Origin of the sequence: Kordia algicida OT-1 (genome assembly GCF_000154725.1) — a bacterium.
GTDB classification, from domain to species: Bacteria; Bacteroidota; Bacteroidia; order Flavobacteriales; family Flavobacteriaceae; genus Kordia; species Kordia algicida.
This window is the reverse complement of sequence record NZ_DS544873.1, coordinates 1,067,601-1,092,615: the sequence shown is the minus strand read 5'-3', so window position 1 is coordinate 1,092,615 and position 25,015 is coordinate 1,067,601. Positions and strand designations below refer to the sequence as shown.

Here is a 25,015-nt window from a genome sequence, read left to right as displayed (position 1 = left end):
GAAAAAATTAGTAATTATCTGTTTAATACTTTTCACACTTCATGGTTTTGCTCAACAGGTTTCAGAACAAGAAAAATACAATAACAACGACTTAAAATATAGAATGAGTTTTCCTGCCATTATTTTAGGAAATATTGGAAAAGGTGGTGAAAGAACCAACACAAAACACATTGAATTGCAGGTAAAACGCGAGCTTGACACAAAAAATATTATTGGTGTAAAATTTGCCACTTGGCGCTTGTTTCAACCTATGGGAATTCAATGGTGGGATGGACTTACGAACAAAATAGACTCTAAAGCCGAATTTTATCCAGGCCATTTACGCGAAACAGGTATCGGTATATCCTACCAACGCATGCTATGGAAAGGGTTATTTGCTTCGATTGAAGTTTTACCCTTATACAAAACCTATTTGAACCTTGGTGATAAGAAAATAGCCAATGGATTTAAACTTTACAACTCATATCATGTTGGTTACCATTTTGCTTTTGGTAAAAAGAAACAGTTTTTTATAGAACCACAATTTCATTGTAATGTTTGGCATTTTGATACTAATACACCAGAATCATTTAAGCAACTTGACAACAAGTGGGATTCTTATTTTCTGTTTGAACCCAACCTTTATATTGGTATAAAATTTTAACTTACAAAACCATCTTAAAATTCTAAAACTAACATTATGAAACATCTATTTCTAGTTTTAATATACGTCGTTGTGTTTTCAGCTTTCGCACAGGAATCCATAGAAACAACAATTGAAGAACGTTTTAAAACCGAATTAAAAAAAGAGAATATAAAAAGCGGTTTACTACATGTATATTCTGAATCCCGTGGTATCGATATTCAGTTAGCGGAAAATAAAGAAGATTCCATTTCAATAAACAGTCCTTTTTATACTGCCAGCATCACCAAAATGTTTACCGCAACTGCAATTGGCATTTTAAAAGATAATGACAAATTAAAGTTTGAAGACAAAATTGCTCAATATTTACCAGATTCATTGATGAACAACCTTCATGTTTTAGATGGTAAAGACTATTCAAAAGAGTTAACCATTGCGCATTTATTGCAACATACATCTGGCTTACCTGATTATTTCACAGATTCAACTAATGATGGAAGTCCAAATGTCATTAATCAACTATTAATGAATCCAAATACATCGTGGTCTCCAGAAAAAATGATTCAGTTTACAAAAGACAAAATGTCACCTCATTTTATTCCTGATGAGGGTTATCATTATACCGATACCGAATATGTGCTTTTAGCCTTAATTATTGAAAATGTAAGTGGTTTATCGTTAGATGAATTCTTTAAGCAACACATTTTTAAACCTTTAAATATGCATAGCTCTTACATTAACTTAAAATCTACAGCAATAGATAACCAACTTCCTATCATTAAATTCTACGCAAGTCAATACGAATTATCATCTCTAAAAAGCCTAAGTGCAGACTGGGGAGGCGGCGGTTTGGTATCTACTACTCACGACTTAATCTCCTTTTTAAAAGCCTTTAATCAAGATGATATCATAAACAAAGAAACACGCTTAGACATGCAACATTGGATTAATGAAACTAGAGGAATGGACTACGGATTTGGAATAAGACAAGTTTCTATAGACGAATTAACCGACACAGAAACAGATCTACATATCATTGGGCATTCAGGTAGCACAGCATCATTTTTATGGTATTGTCCACAGTTAGACACATATATTTCTGGTACATTAAATCAGTTAGAAGCCTCTAAAAGTGCAATGATTTTGGTTTATGAAATATTAAAAATAATAGAAAACATAGACTAATACTGAAAAACAACTTAGTATACTCAAACTATAATTATGCTATAAAATTATAAATATAAAAATTAAACACTGTAGGCATTTTAGGTAACCATTACAAAAACTCAGTAACTTTATAAAAAACAACTAACTTTCAACCCTTTAAAGATATCTTTCTTTCGACTCTTGTTATAGAATCCTAAATATAGTTGCAAATAGTGCCGGTATTTTGAAAATAATTGAATAGTTTTTCTTGAGATATTTTCTTGTCTTGCAAACAGTAAGACACGTAATTATTCAATATCTTAGACTTGTGCAACAGGCACATTGTATAAAAATAATAGCGGTTTAATCGCTTAAATGAAAATGAATTTTATAAATCAAACGATAGTAAAAAATCGAAAAGTAAGTGCGTAAAATCCGCTACTATTCTTATACGTTACCGTTAGGCATAATTTGAGGGAAATGAATAAAAAAATTTACTTAGTTACCTTTTTGTTGACATTTATTTGTTGTAATTCAAATAAAAATAAAGATGTTGATAATAAATTGATAGTTACAGATTCAATTAAGATTCAAAAAAACGAATCAATAGCCAATAATAATTTTATAAAAGTAGATTCTATAAATAAAGAACAAAATGACTTGCCAATCCACGGAGAATTAAACCAAATTGATTTAACTAAATATTACCCAAAAATAACTGATACTATTAAAGATTTGAGAATTATCGGTTCAGAAAAAATTAATTTGAATCCAGGGAATGGTATATTAGTTAGTCTTTTACATAATATAGGAACATTTGACCAAATGGTAATTTGTACTCACAATAAAGATTTTGACTTAATTGACAATCTATATATTGGAAAAGCAACAGATTTTGACAATGGCAAAAGTCATACAATTGAATATTCTATAAAAAACAGTAATGAGATTATCTTTAATCAAATAGATTGGGCACATGTTGGAGAAAAAATTGAGCCTATTAAAAAAGAAAAATTGAACGTCAGCATCAATAAAAAAGGACAGATTCAGCATAAAAAAATTATACTCAACAACGCTAACCATTACAAAACTCAGTAATTTTATAAAAAACAACTAACTTTCAACCCTCTAAAGATATCTTTCTTTCGACTCTTGTTATAGAATCCTAAATATAGTTGCAAATAGTGCCAGTATTTTGAAAATAATTGAATAATTTTTCTTGAGATATTTTCTTGCCTTGCATAACCTAAGAAACATAATTATTCAATATCTTAGACTTGTGCACAGACTCAATGATTTTAGTTCATTACTGTTGAATGATACTCGCGTACGATTCTGTAACGAAATCATAGTCAAAACCGTTAGCAGTAATTAAAAAAATCGTAATTCAATATTGGAAATTCCTGTAAGACATATAAAAGAACCTGATTTTATTGAAAATTTTAAAATCCTTGATATTAAAAATCTACTATCAGGAAAAGATATGTTACAAAAACTCCATAGACATGATTTTTTCTTTGCGCTATTTTTAGAAAAAGGACAGGGCAAACATGAAATAGATTTTATCCCATATCATATAGAAGATTACTCCATCTTTTTTATGCGACCAGGTCAAGTACATTCACTAACTCTAAATAAAAATAGTACTGGATACTTAGTTCAATTTGACAAAAACTTCTATTCATCAAATAATGAATCTTCCAATTTTGCACTAAGAAAAGTAAGCTCTAAAAATCATCAAATACTCAATACCAAAAAATTTAAGAAAATACTATCCATTTTAACTTATATATTTCAAGAATATTCAGAAAAAAACGAGCAATATACAAAAGCTATTAAAGCCTATTTAGATATTCTTTTTATTGAGCTTTCGAGACTAAAAAATGATTCAAAAAATATTTCAAGAAAAAACCTATATTCTCAGGAACGTGTAGAGGAGCTTTTAGACCTTCTTCATAATAACATTTTATCTTGCAAAAAAGTAGAGGAATATGCCAAAATGATGCATCTTTCTATTTTTCAGCTAAATAAAATAACGAAAGAAACCCTAGGAAAAACTTGTTCAAAATTAATAAACGAACATATTTTGCTCGAAGCCAAAAGAAACCTATTAGGAACAAGCAATCAAATAAATCAAATTGCACATTATTTAGGTTATGAAGATACTTCATACTTTATACGTTTTTTTAAAAAACACATAGGAACCTCTCCCAAAGAATATAGAGAAAACTTCAAATAAGTCCAGTAATATTAGGCAATTGTCCTACAAAGTCCTTCTTCATATTAGATACTTTTGCTAAAAATAAAAGTAAAATATCTGAAAAATGAAAGATCCTAACAGACGTGAATTTATAAAACAAAGCTCTCTAATTGTTACCTCTTTGGCTTTACCTTTTAATTTCCTCACCTTTTTAGAAAGTGATAAAAAGATAAAGAAATTTGATGTAATAATAATTGGAGGTAGTTATTCTGGACTTGCATCAGCAATGGCATTGGGTAGAGCATTGAGAAAAGTACTTATAATTGATAATGGAAAACCATGTAACAGACAAACACCTCATTCGCATAATTTTTTGGGACAAGATGGAAGGACACCTGAACAAATAACAACTATAGCAAAAAAACAGGTTTCCAATTATGATACTGTTTACTTTTTTAAAGGCATTGCAATTGATGGGAAAAAATCTGAAAATAAATTTGAAATTAAAACAGCATCAGGAGATGCATTTTATGCTGATAAATTAATTTTTGCTACAGGTATTAAAGATATAATGCCAAAAATCAAAAATTTCTCAAAATGTTGGGGCATTTCAATTCTTCATTGTCCTTATTGTCATGGTTATGAAGTTAGGGATACAAATACAGGCATTTTAGGAAATGGTGAATATGGATTTAAATTCTCTAAACTAATTTCAAATTGGACAAAAAATATAACCTTATTTACTAATGGGAAATCTTTATTAACTAATGAACAATCTGAAATACTTAAAAAACATAAAATACACATTATTGAAAAAGAGATTGAAAAGTTTGAACATATAAATGGTTATATCCAAAATATTATTTTCAAAGACAATTCTAACACTGAAATCACAGCAATTTATACCAAAACTCCATTTGAACAAAACTGTTCTATTCCTGAAAAATTAGGTTGTGAATTAACTGACGAAGGATATTTAAAAGTTGATGATTTACAAAAAACAAATATGCCTAATATCTATGCCTGTGGAGATAATACTACTCGTATGCGAACTATTGCAAACGCAGTATCTATGGGAACAACTGCTGGAATGATGTTAAACAAAGAATTCGTTTTTGAGCGTTTTTAATTACAATAAAAAAATCTTAATCTTCTAAATATAATTACTTAATAAAATAAAAAAATGACAGATAACTGGCTTAAACGATGGAATGATAGATATCAAGAAAAAGAGTTTGCGTATGGAACAAAACCAAATGAGTTCCTAAAAGAACAAATATTAAAACTGAAAACTGAAAAAATACTTTTTGGTGCGGAAGGTGAAGGCAGAAATGCTGTTTACGCTGCAAAAAAAGGTTGGGATGTTTCCGCTTTTGACATAAGTATTGAGGGACAAAAAAAAGCATTAAAACTTGCTAAAGAAAATAATGTTACTGTTGATTATAAAGTTGGCTTACTTCCAAATTTGAATTTTAAAAATTCAGAGTTTGATGCTATTGCTCTTATATACGCACATTTCCCACCTAAAATAAAATCCGAATATCATAAATTACTTGATAAGTATTTAAAAAAAGGAGGAATTATAATATTTGAAGCTTTTAGCAAAAACCATCTCAAATATCAAGAAAAGAATCCTAACATTGGAGGACCTTCTGATATCGAATCATTATTTTCAACAGATGAACTAAAATCAGATTTTGAAAATTATGAAATATTGGAATTGGTAGAAAAAGAAATCCAATTAAATGAAGGACTTTATCACAATGGTAAAGGTTCTGTCATAAGATTTATAGGGCGGAAAAGATAAAAACTATCGCCAACAGTGGCAACCATTATAAAACCTAATAATTTCAAAAAACAAGACATTTTTAACGCTTTTAAGAATGTCTTTCTTTCAGTTCTTGTTATGAAATTCTAAAATTTAGAGCTCTTAGAATCAAAATATAGTTACCAAATAATACTTTTATTTTGAAAATAATTGAATAATTTTTCTTGAGATATTTTCTTGCCTTGCATAACCTAAGAAACATAATTATTCAATATCTTAGACTTGTGCAACAGGTACACCGTATAAAATTAATTACTAGTTTTAGCCAGTTTATGAAAATCCTCGCAGATTCTAGTTTGTATTTACTAAATTAACCCATTGTGTCTCAGTAAATAGTTGAGTTCTAAATGCACAACGAATTAAATTAGATCCTTAAACACATAGTTAACCACATACTAATGCGTTGGTAAAAATCTAAGAAAATCAAGGGCATGAGTGAAAACTTAATTGAAAAATTAAAGAAAGTAAATGAGGAATATATCAAAAAAAATGATATAGGATTTTATGTTAATAACACGCAAACAAAATTCATTAAGACTAAAAGACATTTTGTTAATTACAATTGGAATTTAAAGTATTCAGAAATAATTGGTATAGCATTTGGCAACATAATGCGAGGAGATGATGACTCTTATTTTATAATTTTTATTTTAGAAGATAAAAAACCTATTTATTTTAATATGACGTATGAATCAGAGGAAATGCAAGGTTTTGATAAGTTCATGGAAAAATTAAAAGAGAAATTAAACTTGGAAAAAATCTTCTGGGAACAGGACAAAATTGTTTTTGCTTATCCTGAAAATTTAAAAGGTAAGGAATTATATAAACCTTGGAAAAGCTCAATAGAAACTTTCATTCACGAAATAAAAAGATTTTTTGGATTAAAACATCACGCCAGTGGAATATTGAAAGACGAATACGAAATTATCTTAAAAAACACAAAAACAAACGCACAACACCAGATCTAATTTTTCATCACTTCTCACCTATCCAAAAACTACAATTCATCCTTTGATTTTGACAGATCAGATATAAAAAATAGCTTTTATATTTTTCTTGCCTGAACTTTGAATTAAAAATTAAAAGATGCCACAAGATTTTATAGGTTGGTTTCATACCATCGGCGCAATAATCGCCTTGTTTACAGGAAGTTTAATTTTGGCGAAAGTAAAAGGAACAATGCTCCACAAAAAAATTGGTAGAATTTATGTTATATCTATGCTTATCGTGTGTGGAACGTCATTTATGATTTATCGTGTTCACAATACGTTTGGAATACTACACATTTTTGCAATTATCAGTACTGTAACTTTATTTTTAGGAATGATTCCTATGTTTTTTAAAGGATTTAAGAATCCAACAATAATCCATTTATCGTGGATGTATTGGTCTGTTATTGGACTATATTGCGCATTTGCTGCTGAAGTTTTTACACGATTACCACTACTTTTAGAGATTAAAAATACATACGGAGTTTTCTATGCTTTGGTTGGACTATCGGCTGGAGTTGTTGGGTTTATCGGAAGTCGCTTTTTCAAAAAAAAGAAAAAGGATTGGGAACAGCAATTTAGTGCTGACTAAATTTTCATCAAAGAAAATATGTATAATTCCTTACACACAAAACCAAGCGCAATCAAAAACTACTGACTGCGCTCTTTTCTCAAATATTTTATTTACTAAACAATAGCTTCTGCAGATTTCTTCGATTTCAAATTTGAAAATTCTTGTTCCTTTTTTTGATAGGTTACAAAACGTGCAAAAAACCAAATAAATGCTTCTACTTGACCGTTTAATTCGCAAGTTCCATTAAAAATACAAGCCAATAAACCTTGTATATCAAACGTTTCTAAAGCAGTTACCGCATTTGCTGCTTTCAATTTTAACAAGCAAGAAGGCAAGTTTTCTTCTTTTGAATGATTTGTAAATACGTTTCCATCTTTAATTAAAATTCTGTTTGATTGTATATTTTCCGCAACCTGTATAACAATCTCAAGATTCGGAATTTGTACAGAAGTAGTATCAATCCAATGTTTTATGAAGGTTGAAAAATCTGTTGTCCAACGTTCTAAGTTGGCATCAAAATCTTTATGCTTACTAGCTTTTATAGAACCTGTTTTCATTTGTTCTTTTGCTTCTTTTTCGGCTTCTTTCAACGCTTCTAAAGTTTTGTCAATATCTGCATGTGTATGCGATGCCGAACAGATAAATCGCAAACGTCCGCGTCCAATTTCTACGATCGGATACGTAACTGCCAACGTTTGAACACCGCGTTTATACAAATTCTGCACAATGGCATACAACGTATCTTTATCTCCAAAATGTGGTGTAATAATTGGTCCATCGCCAGTTCCTAAGTCGTACCCAGCTTCCTCAAAGCGTTTACGCATATAACGCGTTCTGTCCCATAATTGTTCACGTAAAGATTCATTTGCTCGTAAAAATCGTAAGGAAGTGAGTGCTGCTGCAATATCTGCCGGACTTATGGAAGCCTGAAAAATATACGCACGCGAGGATGCTTTTACCAAACCAATATGTTCTTTACTTGCCGCAATAACTCCGCCAATACTTCCCAAAGCTTTGCTCAATGTGGTCATTAAAAAATCGACATTCTTTGTGGCACCTTGTGCGGCACAAATTCCTGCCCCATTTTTACCATAAAAACCAAAAGAATGTGCTTCGTCAACAAATGTAAGTGCATTGTATTTCTTTGCCATACGTACAATTTCTGCTACGGGCGCAGTACCTTCTCCCATACTATAAACACTTTCTAAAACTACCAATACGGTACGGTACGGAGAAACGACAGATTGCAATACAACTTCCAAATCGGAAGCATTGTTGTGTTTGAATGTTCGAATGGTTGCACCACTCAAGCGTGCGCCATCTACAATAGAAGCATGACACAATTGATCGATAACCACAATATCATTTTCGCCTAAAATTCCCGAAATCGCGCCAACATTTGCGGTGTAACCTGTGGGAAATAAACACGCATCTTCTTTTCCAACCAAATCGGCAAACTCTTTTTCAAAATCTAAATGCTGATTCGTCATTCCTGATGCAGAAGCCGAAATTCCCATTCCTGTTCCAAACTGTTGCAAAGCACTCGTAGCTTCTTTGATAACTTGCGGATCACGATTTAGTCCAAAATATAAATTTGTAGACCAAATAATTGCTTCTTGTTCTTCATCATTAAAAGCATCGCCCACTACTCCTCTAGCCGCGCTTCCTGTACGCAACACTTTTCCGTAAGGATTTCTCCGTTGGTCATTTACAGAACGTAAAATTTCTTTTATAAGCTTACTTTTATCATTTGCGTTCCAAGAATCGGCGTTTGCTGCCTGAAAAGTTGGGTAACTTACTTGGATATTTCTTTGGAAATTAGCCAACGTATTTCTAAACATTTTAAGCGAACTATCTGACTGATTTTCAGAAGTATTCTTTGTGCCACTTACGATATAATCTGTCAACGCATTTGCTGTATTTTGCTCATAAATGGTTCGTGCAAATATCTTTGTTCCTGCAAGTGTAGAAATTCGGCTGCTAAACTCTAATGTCGTCAGCGAATCCAATCCTAAACCAAAAAATGATGCATTTGGTAAAATTTCTTCAGAATCGGGAATGCTTAAAATTTTGCGAATTTCACTTATAATAGTAGCCAAAACGACTTCTTTCTTTTTGTGTGTTGCATCAGTTAAAATTTCCAAAGGTTTTAGTGTTTCTGTTTCCTTTGAAGGTGTATTTGTTGCCAATTCTGTTAGTTTTTTTCGATCTAATTTGTCGTTTGGCAACAATGGCAATTCGTCTACATATTTTATCATTTGTGGAATCATGTATTTTGGCAATTTTTCCGACAAGAATGATTTGATTGTTGTATCTGAAATTTCATCTTTTTCCGTTACTACAAAAGCGACTAATAATTTTTGACCAATTCCGCCTTCTGCAACAACTACCGCAGCAGTTTCAATAGCATTCATCGTTTCCAAAGTAGTTTCTATTTCTTCAAGTTCGATGCGATAACCTCTTATTTTTACTTGTTGATCGATTCGTCCAAGAAACTCAATTTCGCCATTTTTTGCCCAACGACATAAATCGCCTGTTTTGTATAAACGATCTTCTGGAATTGCTTCAGAAGGTACTATTTTAATAAATCGTTCTTCCGTTTTTACATCATCATTCAAATAACCGTGTGCGAGTTTTGTTCCTGCTAAGTATAATTCGCCAGCAGTTCCATCAGCGACAGCATTTAAATTTTCATCCAAAATATATGCCCGAGAATTTTCAACCGATGTTCCAATGGTAATATTTTCGGTATCGCGCGTAACTTCTGCAATGGTAGAATATACTGTATCTTCCGTTGGTCCGTATGCATTTAAGACTCTAGAAACCGTTCCTTGCGCATATACTTGTGCCACCAAAGAACGCTTGAGCGCTTCGCCACCAAAAACCAATGTTTGAAGTCCTTCCGGTAATTTTTCGGTAGAAAGCAAAGCTTGCACAGATGATGGCACCATGATACACGTTTTCACTTTGTGTTTTGCAGGAATTTGAGTCAATTCCAAAGCATTGTTAGCCAAAATAATGGTTCCGCCTAACGATAATGTTCCTAAAATTTCCAAAACAGACGTATCAAAACATACCGAAGCTGCTGCCAACATGCCACTGAGTTCTTGATCGTTAAAGGTTTTTCGAGCTGATTGACGCAACGCTACCACATTTTTTTGAGTAATGGCAACTCCTTTGGGTTTTCCTGTAGAACCTGACGTATACATGACATATGCCAAGTTGTTTTGAGTGGTTTTTACCAAACCGCTTTTGTAATTTCCTGTAGTATGAATTTGCAGTATTTCTTGCACTTCTTCACATAGTTTTGCCGTTTTTTCACGATCTACAATCGCTGCAATACTTTTGGAATGTGCCAACATGTATTTGATTCGTTTTTCAGGATATGCAGGATCTAGCGGAACGTACGTGCAACCTGCTTGCATAACACCAATGATTGCTGCTACGAGTTCCCATGAACGATGCATGCAAACTGCAACTAAAGATCCTTGCGGTATGTTACGATGTTGAAGTTCGCCTGCAATAGCATTTACTTTTCCCATTAGCTTTTTGTAACTAATTTCAGTGTTTCCATCAATGATTGCAGTTTTTGTTGGATGTTTGAGCATTTGCCGCTTTATATGTCCGCTTATCGTGGTTTTAAGCGTTTGCGTTATTTGCTCCTCAATAAATTTCTGCAAACTTTCTTTAGATCTGTTTAAAACATCTTCTGTTGCCGTGATTCCAACAGATTGAAGTATTTTTTGGCGATTTTCTTTTATTTCGTTAGTAGTTTTTCCTGTATTGAAACTCGCTAGTTTTTCAGTGTTTACGGATAATTCGTAAAAAAATTCAGTTAATTTCTCCATGATTTCCTGCTTTATTAATTATTAGTTTGGTTGTTGTCATCCTAAAGCGGATAAGGGAAATCGGATATAAATATGCTACTCGAAATTTGACAAATTTCTTTATGCGAATACAGTAGAAATTTCAACACAAAACAAATTAAGATATATTTTATCCTATTGAATTTATGCTGATGATGAATAAAGCTATCATTTTATTACGCTAAATCAAAGAAAATAGTAAGATTTTTAATACTAAAAATGTATTGAGCTCATTTTTGATAAAAATGAACGTATTTGTATTCGTTTGAAGCTTCGTGCTAATTTTTATTTTCCAACATCGGAACAAAACGAAACTCACCAAATTCTTTTTTGGTAAATTCTTTTTCTGAAGTTCTAACAAATAGCGTCATGATTTGAGCTTTGTTGTTTTCGCCAACAGGAATGACGAGCTTTCCTCCTATTTTTAATTGCGCCAATAATGGTTTTGGAACAAAAGGCGCGCCCGCAGTGACGACAATTCCATCAAAAGGAGCTTCTTCTTCCAAACCTTTGTAACCGTCTCCAAAAATAAGTCTTTTTGGTCGGTAACCGAGTTTTGGTAAAAATAGGCTTGTACGTTTAAATAATTCTTTTTGACGTTCTATGCTATAGACTTTTGCGCCTAATTCGAGCAACATTGCTGTTTGATAACCACTTCCGGTACCAATTTCTAGAATTTTTGCACCTTTTTTAATTTCGAGTAGTTGTGTTTGAAAAGCAACAGTATATGGTTGAGAAATGGTTTGATCGGCACCAATAGGAAACGCTTTGTCTTGATACGCATGTGCTTCAAAACTAGAGTCCATAAACAAATGACGTGGAATTGCACGAATTCCATCCAACACTTTTTCATCTATAATCCCTTTGTTAGCAACTACTTGCGCTAACTGATTTCGCATTCCTTTATGTTTAAACGTATCTTTCATCTTTCGCAAAAATAAGTGTATTTTTTATCTATCAACATAAAAAAATCATTAAAAATACAAGTTACTGAATACGAATGTATTTCTGTAGAAACGGGAAATTCCATATAAGTTGCATCAAAAAATAAGAGTTTGCAAGATAATTGTTTCCGATAATTCTTAGGTTTTAGAAAAATAAATTATTTTTGTGGAAAACACTTTTTTTATGCTTAAAGCTGGAGTTTTAGGTGCTGGACACTTAGGAAAAATTCACCTCAGATTATTACAACAATCTTCCAAATACGAACTTATTGGTTTTTATGACGCAAATCCTGAATACGCACAAAAGATTGTAAAGGAATTTGGATATACTTATTTTGATTCTATTGAAGCTTTGATTGATGCGGTTGATGTTGTAGATATTGTAACTCCGACGCTTTCACATCACGAATGTGCAAAAAAAGTTATTACGAAAGGAAAACACGTTTTTATTGAAAAACCTATTACAAATACGGTTGATGAAGCTGAAGAATTGATTGCTTTAGCAAAAAAACATCATGTAAAAGGACAAGTTGGGCATGTAGAACGTTTTAATCCTGCATTTATCGCGGTAAAGGATAAAATAGACACGCCAATGTTTATAGAAACACATCGTTTGGCAGAGTTCAATCCGCGCGGAACCGATGTCCCTGTAGTATTAGATTTAATGATTCACGATATTGATGCTATTTTAAGTGTGGTAAAATCTCCTGTAAAGGATATCAACGCAAGCGGAGTTTCTGTTATCAGTAATTCGCCTGATATTGCAAATGCGCGTTTGGAATTTGAGAATGGTTGTGTTGCCAATCTGACGTCAAGTCGTATTTCCATGAAAAACATGCGTAAAAGTCGTTTCTTTCAACGTGACGCATACATTTCCGTAGATTTTTTAGAGAAGAAAGTTGAAGTTGTAAAGATGAAAGATGCTCCTAAAAAAGCAGATGAATATGCAATGATTCTTCAAAATGCTGAAGGTGTAAAAAAACAAATTTACTTTGAGAATCCTGATATTAATCAGAACAATGCCATTTTGGACGAATTGGAAACTTTCGCAGACGCAATTAACAATGACACTACGCCAATTGTTTCCTTAGAACAAGGAACTGAAGCGTTACGAGTGGCAATTCAAATTATAGAAAAATTCAAGAAATAAATAATTAAAATTCTATCACAAACGAAAATTGTTATATCAAAATTACGATAACGTTTTCGGGAATATACTACCAATAAAAACTAAAATTACAGACTAAATAAATCTAAATATTATGAAAAATGTAGCTGTTATCGGCGCTGGAACTATGGGTAATGGAATTGCGCATACGTTTGCTCAATTTGGCTTTAAAGTTCAATTAATAGATATTTCTCAAGCTTCTTTAGATAAAGGAATGGCAACTATTACAAAAAACTTAGATCGTATGGTTGCAAAAGAACGTATTTCAGAAGAAGACAAACAAAATACACTTAGCAATATTACTACGTTTACAAGCATTAAAGAAGGTGTTGAATATGCGAGTTTGGTTGTAGAAGCTGCGACTGAAAATGTAGATTTAAAACTTAAAATCTTTAAAGATTTAGACGAATTATGTCCAGATGATACCATTTTAGCAACCAATACGTCTTCAATTTCTATCACACAAATTGCTGCGGTAACTTCACGTCCTGAAATGGTTATTGGAATGCATTTTATGAATCCTGTACCGATTATGAAATTGGTAGAAATTATTCGTGGTTACAACACTTCTGATGAGGTTACGAACCAAATTATGGAACTTTCGAAACAATTAAACAAAGTACCAACTGAAGTAAATGATTATCCAGGATTTGTGGCTAATAGAATTTTGATGCCAATGATTAACGAATCTATTGAAACTTTATACAACGGTGTCGCTGGTGTTCAAGAGATTGATACGGTCATGAAACTCGGAATGGCTCATCCAATGGGACCTTTGCAGTTGGCTGATTTTATTGGTTTAGATGTTTGTTTGTCTATCTTAAATGTGATGTACGAAGGATTTAAAAATCCTAAATACGCGCCTTGTCCGTTATTGGTCAATATGGTTATGGCAGGAAAATTGGGTGTAAAATCGGGAGAAGGATTTTACGATTATTCAGAAAGTAGAAAAGCAGAAAAAGTCGCAAAAATGTTTCGCTAATGATTGCTACGAAAGCGTATCATTTGACTAAGAAAACGTACCGGAATATTTTCTTCTCAAAAATGAAAAGAAATATTTTGCAGCTTATTCCTTTTTTATTGTTTTTTACATTACTATTTGGCTGGCAAACTACACGTTTTATTGCCTTATATAGTGTAGTTGCCCTAATTTTAGTTGGATTTTGCATGTTACTTTGGTTTTTCTTTAAGAATCTAACACCTTTTTTTAACAAAACGGAATTACAATTTAACGATCAACAATTTCAGCTTACAAAAAACAATGGAACGTCTACATGGTCGTTTTCAAGTATTAGAAATGTTGTTGTACATGAAGAATATTGGCTCATTTACTTGACGATAAATAGTTATGTATATGTTCCAAAGAATATATTTTACACGGAAGAAGATTTTAAAAAATTTAAATCTCGTTTAAACGTTTGAAAAAGCTATTCATCATACTTTGTTTATGTTTCCTTGGTTGTCAAGAAACAACGAAGCGTCAAAGTATATCTGAAAGTATCTATAAAAAGACGAATGCTACTCAAAATGCATTCGTCTTTTTTGATTCACTTTTTGTAAAAAATCCAAAATATCTTGCCAAAGGATTTGATTTCCCTGTAGGAAAACCAAATGCAAAAGGATATTACAATGCACAAAAATTTACTGTAAACAATCATTTGGGTGATGATTGGAATGGTACCGGTGGCGGAAATACGGATTTAGGTGATCCTGTGTACGCTATTGGAAATGGTTATGTAGCTTTTGCTGACGATGTTGGCGGTGGTTGGGGAAATGTGATTCGAATCATTCACCAATACAACGGAACATATTATGAATCGTTGTATGCACATTGTGAAAAAATCTCCGTAAAAAAAGGTAGCTTTGTCACAAAAGGTATGCAAATTGGAACTATTGGCAATGCTGATGGCGCTTATTATGCACATTTGCATCTAGAAATTCGCGATAATATTTTTATGAAACTCGGCGGCGGATATAGTGAAAATACCGAAGGATTTTTGAATCCAACAACATTTATAAAATCTAATAGATAATAAATTGGCAACAATAAAACCATTCAAAGCAGTTCGACCAACACGTGACAAAGTGAGTCTAGTAGCGGCACGTTCGTATCAAAGTTATACACAAGAAGAACGTGAAGCGCGCTTAGATTACAATCCGTTTTCGTTTTTACACATTGTAAATCCTGGATATAAATATCACAAGGAAGAAGTTTCTGGAAAAGAACGTTACAGCCTAGTTCGCAATCGTTATTTAGAATTTAAAGAAGATGGCATTTTTGTACAAGATGAAACGCCATGTTTTTATATTTATAGAGTTGTAAATCGTGAGCAACGCGTTTTTACAGGAATTGTTGCCGCAGCAAGTACGGAAGATTATAAAAATAATGTGATAAAACGTCATGAAGATACCATAGAATATAGAGAGCAAATTTTTAAAGAATATTTAAAAACTGTAGGTTTTAACGCAGAACCTGTACTACTCACCTATCCTGATTCAGCTACGATAGAAACGATTTTAGCATCGTATACTGATACTCGTGCGGAGTTTGAATTTACCACAACGTATAGAGACACGCATTATTTATGGCTGGTAAACGATCCTGCTGATATTAAGGTCATTCAAGATGAATTTGACCGTATGGGCGAAATTTATATTGCAGATGGACATCATCGTTCTGCTTCTTCGTTTTTGCTTGGAGAAGATTCTAAATTAGAAAATCCGGCACATACAGGAAAAGAATCATACAATTCATTTATGAGCTATCTGATTCCTGAATCTCAATTACACATATCTGAGTTTAATCGGTTGATAAAAGATTTAAATGGTTTATCAAAAGAACAATTTTTACTAAAGCTCGATCAGGTATATCGCATTGAAAATAGAGGTTTTGAATTGTATAGACCTTCTAAAAAACATCACTTCAGTATGTATTTAGATGGTGAATTTTACTCATTATACTTGCGAAAAACACACTATGAGTTCACCGACTCATTAAGTGAACTAGACACACACATTTTATACATTACCATTTTAAAACCAATATTGGGCATCACCGATTTACGAAATGATGATCGTATTGATTACGGATATGACAAACACAATGTAATTGAAATGAAAAACCGAATTGATTCAGGCGAATTTGCTGTTGGTTTCGGACTTGTTCCTGTAAATGTGGATGAAATGAAACGCATTGCAGACGAAGGTTTAACCATGCCTCCAAAAAGTACATATATTGAACCGAAATTACGTAGTGGCGTTGCAATTTATGAGTTTTGATGTTTGTTGTTTGTTCTGCTTACTCAAACGTGTTTTTATTACGAATTCACGAATTGTGTTTTTAGAGTTTCCTGTGTTTTGATTTGGCACGAATTTTAGCTTGTTTGACTTTTTCACTCTTAACTCATAACTCTTAACTCATAACTCATAACTCTTAACTTTTAACTTTTAACCTGAGTTCGATTAATATTCAGGATAGTTTTACTACCAAAAAAAGATAGATTTTTAGTAAATTAAAGTGTTGAAATTCAATTTATTAATCTAAAAATCTATCTATGGTTTCTTTTTCTAAAATTACGGAAATATTTTGTATTGTTGATGAATTCTGCAAAGAATATGATCAAATAGTTGATAAATCGCTACTTGGTAATGCTCCCAAACGACCTCCAATAATGTCAAAAAGTGAAATTATTACCATTACAATACTTTTTCATTTAAGTGGTTTTAGAACTTTTAAGCACTTCTATATATTTTATATTCAGAAGCACATGCAGGAAGAATTCCCTAAAACTATATCTTACAACAGATTTGTCGAACAAATGCAAAGTAATTTAATGGCTATGACTTTATTTTTGAAGACTTGTTGTCTTGGTGATTGTACTGGGATTTCTTTTGTGGATTCCACACCTATTAGAGTCTGTAAAAACAAGCGTATCAAACGCAATAAGGTATTTAAAGGAATAGCCAACACTGGAAAGTCTACTATGGGATGGTTTTATGGATTTAAACTTCACATCGTCATAAATGATAAAGGCGAAATCCTAACCTTTACAATTACACAAGCCAGTGAAGATGATAGAACACCACTAAAACAAGAACGATTTTTAGACAAAATATTTGGAAAACTATTTGCTGACAAAGGATATATAGGCAAAGAACTAGCCAAATTACTATTCATTGATGGCGTACAACTGATCACCAATATTAAAAATAATATGAAAAACGCGCTGTTGACAATATCAGATAAAATACTGCTTAGAAAAAGATCCGTAATAGAAACGGTCAACGATGAACTTAAAAATATTTGTCAAGTAGAGCATTCAAGACATAGAAGTTTTGAAAACTTTCTTAGCAATCTAATTGCAGGATTGATAGCTTACAGCTTTTTACCTAAAAAACCACAAATTAGATTTCAGTCAAATAATAGTAATCAAATTTACTTGTTTTAATAATCGAACTCAGGTTTTTAGGTTATTCGTTGTTTGTTGTTTGTTGTTAACTGTTGGTCAGTTTTTTTAATTTCTAAAATTTAAAATTGTAAGTTCTTAAATTTAAGATACTTACCTTTATTTTTCTTTAATTTATATTTTCTTGATTTTCATAGGAGTACCGCCAAAGAGTACCGTTTTACTATTTTTTTAATCTTCAAATATATCTAATTCTTTAATAGCTTTGTCCACGATTCGCTCATCAATATAGTGCTTTTTCAGTACTGTATCTGTTGCATGCGAAGATAGATGTTTTGCATCGCCTTTCAAAGTGGAAGATAAATATGTTAAGTATGTTTTTCTAAGACATTTAAACTTCAATTCTCTACCCGTATTTAGTTGATTGTAAAAATGTGAAAATCCTAATGACAAAGCTTCATTCATTGATTTGGTGGATGAAGCTGTTCTTTTATCTGGATTTAAAAGGTTACTATGCTAATCGCTTTTACTGATACTCTTTAAAGCATCACGGGAACAAAGTTTTGAAATAGTAGACAGATATCATTTGTTCGATATTTGTCCTTGAACCCACGAATAATCTTAAAAATCTGATTTTCAGTAGATCATATTATTTAGTGCAACAAATAAGGACAAATTCAGTAGATTTTTACTCATATAAAAAGGCTCTTATCGATTTGATAACTATTACAATTCAAATATTTGAGATACTCTCTAAAGTATCATGGTGTAAAGATTTGACTAAATTTTGAAATATCATTTGTACGTGTTTTGTATCGTACAACAAATTGTAGGAATTAAAAAAAAGGATATTTTAAGGAAATGAAAGCTAAATTCTGATTTTAATAAATTGAAATATTTAAATTTTCATTTTGAAAATCTACTCATTGTTTAACAGTAAGCTAAAATTCTGATGTGAAAATTAATTTATCATTAAGTGATTAGCTCGAAATTTATTTTTCTTAAAATCAACTTATCGCTTAAGGGAAAGCTGAAAAAATAAACTTATCATTTAGAGATGAGTTGTAAAAATTTATGGATTTTTATTTGTTTTTCACAGAATACGATGAGCTTTAAAGAAAATTAAAAAACTATAGATTACCTAACAAAATTAACCAAGTATTCTTCCTAAAAATCTACTCATTACTTAGCAGTCAGTTCATAAGTACAACTCATAGCCAAACGATTAGTTAAAATGATTACTCCATATAAATATCTCAAGTCAATTTTTCAAAAACACACTTATCGTTAAGTGATTAGTTGAAAAATTCAAAACTAATTGCTAAACGATTAGTTAAAAAAATCAGAACTAATTTGAGGAATTTATCATAAACAATTACGCTTATATATTATTTTCAACAAAACCTATGTATTTATTTATTTTGAATAAAGTAGCATATATGCGTAGGACAATAACCCTTATTTTAATTTGTTTACTAATTTTTAGTTGTAAAACTATTACTGTAAATCAAAAATCACAATTATTAACTAAAACGCGAGTTGAACTAGGTTCCATTGGCTTGGTTAATGGTTCAATGATTACTAGCAATTACGAAAGCATTGCCATCCCAACTTTTAGAAAAGAATTAAAATTAAACGTACAAGCTATTTCTTTTTCTAAAAATACTTTCAAAGCGTTTGCAAAAGCAAATCAACAGCCTCAAAAATTAGCTTTACATTATGTCGATTCACTAGAAATCAAACCTGAATATGTATTGTTGCAATTTGTTGATCGTGTAGCAATTACGGAAGCTTTGAATACTTCAAAAAATACAGGATTGCGATCGTATTTGGAAAACAAAGAAGATGCACAAATGGTAAGCAGTATTTCTATCGCTTTTCCTGAAAATAAGATTCGTGAATTAGAGAAAGCTTCCGAGGTATTTTTAGTACAATCGCCCTCCAAAAAGTTTAGCTTAAAACTTAAAAGTTTTAATGGAAAGTATCAAACATTGGAGTTTGCGGAAGGTGTTGTTTTTGCGTATCAAACGTCAAGCTTTTGTTGGAAAGAGAACAGTAAACACAAACTTGTGATTGCAGATATTGTAAATGGCTTAGAAGGTTGTCCGCCAAACACCTATCGTAAATCGCAAAAAGCTGTTCAAAAGAATGATTATTTCAAATTATAGAAACAGATGAAAAAATATTTATACGTTTTATTTACCATATTTTTAATCGTTAGTTGCTCCGATATTATTGAAGTTCCAGATATTTCTCAGAATAATGTAATACTTGTTGCGCCTTCTAATAATTCAACACTTGCTATTACAACAATAACATTGTCATGGAATCCTGTAGCTGATGCAGAACGTTATCAAGTACAAGTAGCACGTCCAGATTTTGAGAATATTTTACAGCTTGAAAAAGATTCGATTGTTTCTGAAAATTCTATTTCGGTGCAATTGGAAGCTGGAAATTCGTATCAGTGGCGTGTAAGGGCCATCAATAGTGAATATGTTACTTCGTATGCAACGTATTCATTTACCATTGAATGATGACAAAGAAGAAAAAAACATACTTATTATTAATAGTTGTTCTTGGAATTTGGGGAACGATTGGCTATCAGATTTTTTCAAAATTAAATCCTGAAGATGCGCCCGTTGTTGCTGTGAATTCTGATATTTCTTTTTCGCCAAAACAAACTACTAAAAAAGATACATTTAGTATTCATAACAAACACCGTGATCCGTTTTTGGGAAAGCCATATCAAAGTAATCAGAGAAAAAGAGTTCGTAGCATTTCCAAAACCAAAAAGGATACTGTTGTTTTTCCACCGATAATCTATAAAGGTGCAATTTCTAAACAGGAAAGCGTGCAAAACATCTACATCATTGAAGTTAGCGGAATTCAACAACTCTATAAAATTGGAAAAACAATTACCAATATTAAATTGATTAAAGGAACTAAAAAATCAATCACAATATCATTTAAAGGGAAAAGAAAAACGATTCCTATTTCTAAATAAAACGTGTCATTAAATGTAAAAATAAACGAATGAAATTTCACAAAGTAAAAGCAGGTTCATTACAGTTTGCCATTATGATTTCTGCCATCATAGCGGTATTGCTATCTGTTTTTATTGTACTTGTGCATTCACATACGTTGTTTGCTAAAAAATCTGACTTACTTATTGAAACCATTCAGCAAACTGAAAATATACTCTTAGCTAAATCACAGGATTTCTCCGTTAAAAGAGATACTATTTTTAGTCAGATCGACACTGAAATAGCTACATCTTCAAAAATACATCAAAGTTATTGGGGAATGTATGGTAAAACCTATGTTGAAACGAAATCAAAAGCAAAATCATTTAAAAAAATTGCACTTACAAGTGGTTGGCAGAAAGATGAAGATCGAATTGGGTTGTATTTACAAGAAACTAATCGTCCACTTATTATTGTTGGAAACACGAAAATTGAAGGTAAGACATTTTTACCCGCTAGAGGTGTTCGCGCAGGAACAATTTCAGGAAATTCATATTACGGAAACAAACTTGTGTACGGAACTATTTTAAAAAGTAATGAAACGCTTCCTGAGCTTCCTAAACAATTGACAAATTACATTGCTAGTTTGCAAACACTTCCACTTCCTGTTGATGACGGTCGCTATATAAATTTAAAACAAGGAAATACGTATACAAATTCATTTACAAAACCTGTCAAAACTGTATTTGATCGAGGTGAATTGGATTTGTTAGATGTAAAACTAATCGGAAATATCCTAGTCCGATCTGACAAAAAAATAAAAATAGCAGCTTCCACAACACTCAAGGATGTTATTCTAGTTGCTCCTGAAATTGAGATTGAAACCAATACCAAAGGAACGTTTCAAGCGATAGCAACTAAGCGGATTATTGTTGGAAAAAATTGTGAACTTAGTTATCCTTCTGCACTTGTAATTCTTGCAGAAGATACTTTAGAAGAAGTTTCTAATTCGACAGAAAAAGAGCATATTTTTATAGATACAGATACAACAGTGAAAGGTATTATTTGCTACTTACAGAACAAAACAAACAATCGTTTTGAGCCACAAATTCTCTTAAAAGAAAATACAACCGTTGAAGGTTTTGTGTATTGTCAGCAACAAATAGAGTTACTAGGAAACATAGAAGGAAGTGTGTATACCAAAGGATTTATCACCAAACAATTTGGTTCTGTATATCAAAATCATATTTATAACGGAACCATTTCTAGTACAGAATTAAAGAATGAATACGTAGGTTTTCCGTTTGAAAATCTCGATTATAAAATTGTGAAATGGTTGTATTAAAAAAAATTAAAGCTGCTACTCTGATGGAAACCTTAGTTGCTACAGTACTTATTGTAGTGATCTTTATGGTTTCGACTTTTTTGTTGAATTCACTTTTTAATGCTACCGTAAAAAATAATACAAATGCTGTGCGGACTCATATTTCTGAACTTGTCTATTTGTCTGTGCACGATAAACTAACTATTCCGTATGATGACGAGTTTGAAAATTGGTACATCTCCATAGAAAAAGTAGACAAAAAGCTCATTTTTGAAGCACAACATAAGGAAACGAATAAAACGATTCGTGTTGAACAATATGAAAATTATAATGGGCAGTAAACAATGACAAAGAATTCTCATAAAATAAAAGCATTTACACTTAGCGAAATGATTATTGTGGTATTACTTACCGTGATTGTAGCAGGAATTGCTTTTTCTGTATTGCAATTAGTGCAGAAACACATGTATGCTATTCAGGCGAATTTTAGCAATGCTACCAGTGTTACCTTGTTAGAACAATCGCTTTGGATTGATGCCAATCGTTGCAATCATATCAAATACGAAGAAGATACGAGCACATTGTATTTTATTTCTGAGATTGATACCACAAGCTATACCTTTGAAAAAGAGTACATTCAAAAAGAGACAGATACTTTTGATGTCGCTATCGCTGATAAAGTATTTTATTTTAAAGGAGAAGAAACGATTGCTGCCAAAGTAGATGCTTTTAAATTGATTACAGCGAAAGAGTTTAGAAATACGGCTCTTTTTATTTACAAACGAAATACCGCTAATACCTATATGAATCCATGAGTTTTAAATTAGAAAATATTAGCAATTCAAAGAAGGCTTCTGGTGTAAAAAAATCGGAGTTATCTTCTGTTTTACAAAAAGAGATTGTCCTTTTCGGAAACGGTTTTTCCAATAAACTCAAAGAGGATTTTTATACCGAACTCGCTGTATTATTAAGCGCAGGCGTTTCTTTGAAAGAAGGTTTGGAACTGCTATACAATTCACAAAAGAAAAAAACAGCAAAGCAAATTCTTGGAGAGATTGTAGCGGAACTTATTGAAGGAAAGAGTATGTCTGAAGTAATTCATTTGCAAAAAGCTTTTACAGAATATGAGTATTACTCTATTAAAATTGGAGAAGAAACAGGAACCCTGGCAATGGTTGTAAAACAATTGGGTGCTTTTTATGCGCGTAAGAATCAACAGCGTAGCGATGTGATTAGCGCACTTACGTATCCTATTATTGTCTTTACCACTGCGTTTTTGGTAGTCCTTTTTATGCTCAATTTTGTAGTGCCTATGTTTCAAGATATTTTTAAACAGAATAAAGTCGAATTACCAGGAATTACCAGATTTATTGTGGGGGTTTCTGAATTTATAAAAACCTACGGATTATTTTTAATTTTGGGAGTGATAGTACTTTTTTTATCACGTTTTCTATTCAATAAACAACAGTGGTATTGTCATTTTAAAGATCGGTTGTTATTGAAACTTCCTTTTTTTGGAAATTTTATCCAAACGGTTTATCTATCACAGTTTACCCAAGCTGTCGCCTTATTATCAGCTTCTAAAGTTCCAGTAATTAACAGTATTCAACTGGTAAAAAAGATGATTGATTTTTCTCCCTTACAAGATGCACTCGAAAAGGTAGAAGCGTCTATTTTGCAAGGCGCGTCACTGAGTGAGAGTTTGGCTTCGCATCCTATTTTTAGTGATAAGATGATTGCGCTTGTAAAAGTAGCGGAACAAACCAATCAAACAGAATTTATTTTTGATCGTTTGAATGTTCAGTATCACGAGCAAGTACAGCGACAATCTAAAATGATGTCTACTATTATGGAACCATTAATTATTGTATTTGTAGGTGTGATGGTAGGAATTATCTTGATTGCGATGTATTTACCCATGTTTAAGTTGGGAACTGTTTTGGGTGGTTAAATTTTACCCAAAACTTTGAAGTATAATAGTAGCTTGCAAATACGAAGTTCCTTTGCGATAATTTTTCTTTTTTTCATACGATACACTTACTATTTCTCCGTATTTGGTTCGTTGTTCTAGCGTGTAAATGAGTTGTAGAATGTTATTAAAATGTCCTTCTACTGTAAAAGAGTAGGTATTTATAATTAATGACTTTTCAGTATATACATGTGGTGCTGAGAAGTCTACCACTTTTAAATTATTTCCTTTTGAAAATCTTGTTACCTTATTAAGAAGGTTGTTTTGCAACGAAGTACCGCCAATTTTATATTTGGTAAGTAGTGAATCGTAATACTGCTTCTTTTTTTTGAGTAATGCGAGTTGTTTCGGTGTATTTTTAAAAATTTGTTGCTCTTTGATAAGCGCATCATGCTCGGCTTTTAGTTCAAAAGTTTTGGCAAAAGCAAACTTATAGCACATAAAAAGTACTACTATAAATCCAGCGATTAGCAATCTATTTTTTAACGTATTACTCATCAGATAGCTCAATTTTTAAAGTGAATTCTGAATTGTTTTTTGATACGGCTCCATAATCAGCTACTGTAACAGCTACCACCCAATCCAAACTTTCTATTTTTTGAATCCAGTCAGAAAACAAATCACTATCTGTAGAAATTCCTGAAATGATAAGTTCTTCTTTTTTTAGTTGAATCGGATTGTTTTTTTTGATTCGTTTGGTAAGTGGCTGGTATTTTAGTGCAGATAATTGCAAAGTATTTGGCAATGAAGTTGCAATGGCATCAATGTAATACGAGCTTTTGGATGATGATTTTTTCAAGATATCATCAACTGTTTTCTGTTTTTGTTCAACCAAAGTTTTAAGCGTAAGCAACTTTTCTTTTTGATTGCTATTGACTGCTGCCGTTTGTTTCATTTCTTCCACAGTACTGTAATAGGAATTGAAAACAAAAAAGTTTATCAATAATAGAAATAGAACAAAACCCAGTCCGAACATAGAAAACTGACTAAAAAACCGTTGTTGTTTAAAGTTTGTA

At 31.8% G+C, this 25,015-nt stretch carries 26 protein-coding genes; 21 read left to right on the top strand and 5 right to left on the bottom strand.

The window, feature by feature from the left end:
- The 8 genes from KAOT1_RS04570 to KAOT1_RS04535 all read left to right on the top strand — a co-directional run.
- Positions 1 to 643, top strand: a 643-nt coding sequence (locus KAOT1_RS04570; RefSeq protein ID WP_007093544.1) for a hypothetical protein, incomplete at its 5' end; no start/stop codon positions are given.
- 36 nt (positions 644 to 679) lie between these two features.
- Entirely contained in the window at positions 680 to 1,807 is a 1,128-nt protein-coding gene (locus KAOT1_RS04565; RefSeq protein WP_007093543.1) for a serine hydrolase domain-containing protein, read from the top strand.
- A gap of 441 nt (positions 1,808 to 2,248) precedes the next feature.
- The gene (locus KAOT1_RS04560) at positions 2,249 to 2,866 is read left to right on the top strand and encodes a hypothetical protein (RefSeq protein ID WP_007093542.1); all 618 of its coding nucleotides are present in this window, start codon (positions 2,249 to 2,251) and stop codon (positions 2,864 to 2,866) included.
- A gap of 295 nt (positions 2,867 to 3,161) precedes the next feature.
- Positions 3,162 to 4,007, top strand: coding sequence for a helix-turn-helix domain-containing protein (locus KAOT1_RS04555; RefSeq protein WP_007093541.1), 846 nt, complete (start codon positions 3,162 to 3,164; stop codon positions 4,005 to 4,007).
- A gap of 85 nt (positions 4,008 to 4,092) precedes the next feature.
- Complete coding sequence (locus tag KAOT1_RS04550; RefSeq protein ID WP_007093540.1) at positions 4,093 to 5,097, top strand: NAD(P)/FAD-dependent oxidoreductase; 1,005 nt, start codon at positions 4,093 to 4,095, stop codon at positions 5,095 to 5,097.
- A gap of 54 nt (positions 5,098 to 5,151) precedes the next feature.
- A complete protein-coding gene (locus KAOT1_RS04545) occupies positions 5,152 to 5,775 on the top strand; it encodes a class I SAM-dependent methyltransferase (RefSeq protein ID WP_007093539.1) in 624 nt (207 codons plus the stop codon).
- Between the two features lie 452 nt (positions 5,776 to 6,227).
- Complete coding sequence (locus KAOT1_RS04540) at positions 6,228 to 6,764, top strand: RuvC family protein (RefSeq protein ID WP_007093538.1); 537 nt, start codon at positions 6,228 to 6,230, stop codon at positions 6,762 to 6,764.
- A gap of 118 nt (positions 6,765 to 6,882) precedes the next feature.
- On the top strand, positions 6,883 to 7,377 hold the full coding sequence (locus KAOT1_RS04535; RefSeq protein WP_007093537.1) for a DUF2306 domain-containing protein: 495 nt from the start codon (positions 6,883 to 6,885) through the stop codon (positions 7,375 to 7,377).
- Positions 7,378 to 7,472: 95 nt separating this feature from the next.
- Here KAOT1_RS04535 and KAOT1_RS04530 read toward each other — a convergent pair whose 3' ends face one another.
- On the bottom strand, positions 7,473 to 11,207 hold the full coding sequence (locus KAOT1_RS04530) for an amino acid adenylation domain-containing protein (RefSeq protein ID WP_007093536.1): 3,735 nt from the start codon (positions 11,205 to 11,207) through the stop codon (positions 7,473 to 7,475).
- Positions 11,208 to 11,503: 296 nt separating this feature from the next.
- Positions 11,504 to 12,151, bottom strand: a complete 648-nt coding sequence (locus tag KAOT1_RS04525; RefSeq protein WP_007093535.1) for a protein-L-isoaspartate(D-aspartate) O-methyltransferase — start codon at positions 12,149 to 12,151, stop codon at positions 11,504 to 11,506.
- Between the two features lie 202 nt (positions 12,152 to 12,353).
- Here KAOT1_RS04525 and KAOT1_RS04520 point away from each other — a divergent pair, with 202 nt between their 5' ends.
- From KAOT1_RS04520 to KAOT1_RS04495, 6 genes are all read left to right on the top strand, one after another.
- Positions 12,354 to 13,319 carry a Gfo/Idh/MocA family protein gene (locus tag KAOT1_RS04520; protein WP_007093534.1) on the top strand — a complete coding sequence of 322 codons (966 nt, stop codon included), beginning with the start codon at positions 12,354 to 12,356 and terminating at the stop codon, positions 13,317 to 13,319.
- 112 nt (positions 13,320 to 13,431) lie between these two features.
- The gene (locus tag KAOT1_RS04515) at positions 13,432 to 14,319 is read left to right on the top strand and encodes a 3-hydroxybutyryl-CoA dehydrogenase (protein WP_007093533.1); all 888 of its coding nucleotides are present in this window, start codon (positions 13,432 to 13,434) and stop codon (positions 14,317 to 14,319) included.
- Positions 14,320 to 14,381: 62 nt separating this feature from the next.
- Entirely contained in the window at positions 14,382 to 14,759 is a 378-nt protein-coding gene (locus KAOT1_RS04510) for a YcxB family protein (protein ID WP_238528685.1), read from the top strand.
- Positions 14,756 to 15,370 carry a M23 family metallopeptidase gene (locus KAOT1_RS04505; protein ID WP_007093531.1) on the top strand — a complete coding sequence of 205 codons (615 nt, stop codon included), beginning with the start codon at positions 14,756 to 14,758 and terminating at the stop codon, positions 15,368 to 15,370. Before KAOT1_RS04510 ends, KAOT1_RS04505 begins: the two co-directional genes overlap by 4 nt.
- 4 nt (positions 15,371 to 15,374) lie before the next feature.
- Positions 15,375 to 16,616: a DUF1015 domain-containing protein gene (locus KAOT1_RS04500; RefSeq protein WP_007093530.1), complete on the top strand. Its 1,242-nt coding sequence runs from the start codon at positions 15,375 to 15,377 to the stop codon at positions 16,614 to 16,616.
- Positions 16,617 to 16,891: 275 nt separating this feature from the next.
- On the top strand, positions 16,892 to 17,785 hold the full coding sequence (locus KAOT1_RS04495) for an IS982 family transposase (RefSeq protein ID WP_007093529.1): 894 nt from the start codon (positions 16,892 to 16,894) through the stop codon (positions 17,783 to 17,785).
- Positions 17,786 to 17,974: 189 nt separating this feature from the next.
- On the opposite strand, the gene KAOT1_RS04490 is transcribed toward KAOT1_RS04495, so the two are convergent.
- Positions 17,975 to 18,208 carry a hypothetical protein gene (locus KAOT1_RS04490; protein ID WP_007093528.1) on the bottom strand — a complete coding sequence of 78 codons (234 nt, stop codon included), beginning with the start codon at positions 18,206 to 18,208 and terminating at the stop codon, positions 17,975 to 17,977.
- A 1,109-nt stretch (positions 18,209 to 19,317) separates the two neighbouring features.
- Between KAOT1_RS04490 and KAOT1_RS04485 the strand changes: the two genes are divergently transcribed.
- Genes KAOT1_RS04485 through KAOT1_RS04455 form a run of 7 tightly spaced genes read left to right on the top strand, consistent with a single transcriptional unit; the run spans position 19,318 to position 23,981 of the window.
- Positions 19,318 to 19,911, top strand: a complete 594-nt coding sequence (locus tag KAOT1_RS04485; RefSeq protein WP_238528684.1) for a hypothetical protein — start codon at positions 19,318 to 19,320, stop codon at positions 19,909 to 19,911.
- Between the two features lie 6 nt (positions 19,912 to 19,917).
- Positions 19,918 to 20,277, top strand: coding sequence for a fibronectin type III domain-containing protein (locus tag KAOT1_RS04480; RefSeq protein WP_007093526.1), 360 nt, complete (start codon positions 19,918 to 19,920; stop codon positions 20,275 to 20,277).
- On the top strand, positions 20,277 to 20,747 hold the full coding sequence (locus KAOT1_RS04475) for a hypothetical protein (protein ID WP_007093525.1): 471 nt from the start codon (positions 20,277 to 20,279) through the stop codon (positions 20,745 to 20,747). The genes KAOT1_RS04480 and KAOT1_RS04475 overlap by 1 nt, the downstream gene beginning before the upstream one ends.
- Before the next feature lie 29 nt (positions 20,748 to 20,776).
- Positions 20,777 to 22,051 (top strand): hypothetical protein, encoded by a 1,275-nt coding sequence (locus KAOT1_RS04470; RefSeq protein WP_007093524.1) that lies wholly within the window; start codon positions 20,777 to 20,779, stop codon positions 22,049 to 22,051.
- A complete protein-coding gene (locus KAOT1_RS04465) occupies positions 22,039 to 22,371 on the top strand; it encodes a hypothetical protein (protein WP_007093523.1) in 333 nt (110 codons plus the stop codon). Before KAOT1_RS04470 ends, KAOT1_RS04465 begins: the two co-directional genes overlap by 13 nt.
- A gap of 3 nt (positions 22,372 to 22,374) precedes the next feature.
- Entirely contained in the window at positions 22,375 to 22,845 is a 471-nt protein-coding gene (locus KAOT1_RS04460) for a PulJ/GspJ family protein (RefSeq protein ID WP_007093522.1), read from the top strand.
- Positions 22,842 to 23,981, top strand: coding sequence for a type II secretion system F family protein (locus KAOT1_RS04455; RefSeq protein WP_007093521.1), 1,140 nt, complete (start codon positions 22,842 to 22,844; stop codon positions 23,979 to 23,981). Before KAOT1_RS04460 ends, KAOT1_RS04455 begins: the two co-directional genes overlap by 4 nt.
- A gap of 3 nt (positions 23,982 to 23,984) precedes the next feature.
- Here the strand turns inward: KAOT1_RS04455 and KAOT1_RS04450 are convergent, their stop codons facing one another.
- Complete coding sequence (locus tag KAOT1_RS04450) at positions 23,985 to 24,497, bottom strand: hypothetical protein (protein WP_007093520.1); 513 nt, start codon at positions 24,495 to 24,497, stop codon at positions 23,985 to 23,987.
- On the bottom strand, positions 24,490 to 25,015 hold a 526-nt coding region (locus KAOT1_RS04445), incomplete at its 5' end, for a hypothetical protein (protein ID WP_007093519.1). The genes KAOT1_RS04450 and KAOT1_RS04445, both read right to left, overlap by 8 nt.